The sequence below is a fragment of the Mesorhizobium sp. M2C.T.Ca.TU.002.02.1.1 genome (assembly GCF_003997225.1).
On record NZ_RZTO01001187.1, the window covers coordinates 1 to 1,333 of the forward strand.

Annotated in this window: 2 protein-coding genes; both read left to right on the top strand. The window is 67.0% G+C overall.

Annotation, left to right across the window (positions count from 1 at the left end):
• Window positions 1–1,139, top strand: a 1,139-nt coding sequence (locus tag EOD07_RS34600; RefSeq protein WP_164772849.1) for a HAMP domain-containing sensor histidine kinase, incomplete at its 5' end; no start/stop codon positions are given.
• Between the two features lie 59 nt (window positions 1,140–1,198).
• On the top strand, window positions 1,199–1,333 hold a 135-nt coding region (locus tag EOD07_RS34605), incomplete at its 3' end, for an FAD-dependent oxidoreductase (RefSeq protein ID WP_164772850.1).

The following is a 1,333-nucleotide window of genomic DNA, read 5'->3' on the forward strand; positions in this document are numbered from 1 at the left end:
TGCTCGATTCGCACGGCGTGGTGATTGCCGGCGGCGACGAGGTCGGCCGGTCGCTTGGCGATGTCGAGGAGGTGCGGACCGCGCTTTCCGGCGCCTATGCCAGCGAACTGCGCCTGCGTATCCCCGACCAGCCGGCGCCGCCGCTCTATTCGGTCAGCCGCGGCACCAGGGTGCGCGTCTTCGTCGCCATGCCGGTCGAGCTCGATGGCCGGGTCGCGGGCGTCGTCTATCTGTCGCGGACGCCGAACAACATCGTCAAGCACCTCTATGGCGAGCGCGGCAAGGTGACGTTGGCGGCGATCACCATCGTCGGCGGCACGCTTCTGATCGCACTGGTGTTCATCCGCACCGTCAGCCGGCCGATCTACGCGCTGATCGATCGCACGAAGCGCATCGCCGCCGGCGACCGTGACGCGATCAGGCCGCTCGCCCATCACGGCACGCGCGAGATGGCGGCGCTGTCGGCCGCCTTCCTCGACATGGCGCAAAAACTGCAGGCGCGCTCCGACTCGATCCAGACCTTCGCCACCCATGTCTCGCATGAGCTGAAATCGCCGCTGACGGCGATCCAGGGCGCGGCGGAGCTGCTCAGGGATTCCGGCGGCGCGATGGACGAGGCCGAGCGCAAGCGTTTCTCCAACAACATCGTCACCGATGCCGGACGGCTCAATCTCCTGGTGCGGCGGCTGCTCGACCTGGCGCGCGCCGAAAACCTGGAACCGAGCGGCGAAAGCACGACGCTTCACGCGGCGTTGGCATCCTTGCCGATCGACACAAGGCTGGAGGCGCGGCTTGAAGGCGGCGGCGATATCAGGCTCGGCATCTCGGCCGAGAATCTCGGCATCGTGCTTGCCAATCTCATCGACAATTCGGCGAGGCACGGCGCCCGGCAGGTGGCGATCCACGCCTCGGCCGGCGGCGAGCGCGCGTCGGTCCGGATCGGCGACGATGGCGACGGTATCTCGGCCGCCAACCGCGCCAGGATCTTCGAGCCGTTCTTCACCACAAGGCGCGAGTCCGGCGGCACCGGCATGGGGCTCGGCATCGTGCTGGCCCTCCTGAAAGCGCATGATGGCACGATCAGGCTGGTTGACTCCGAGCGCGGCACGCGCTTCGAGATCGATCTGCCGGTTGCGTGAAGACGCGGCGGCTTTCTACGCAATTCCGGGCAGTGGAATTGCTCTGGATCGGAGAAAAAATGCGCTACGACATCGTCATCATCGGCGGGGCCATCGTCGGGTCCTCGGTCGCCTATTACCTGCGCGAGGAGGGCTTTACCGGCTCGATCGCGCTGATCGAGCGCGATCCGCAATTCTCCCACGCGGCGACGACC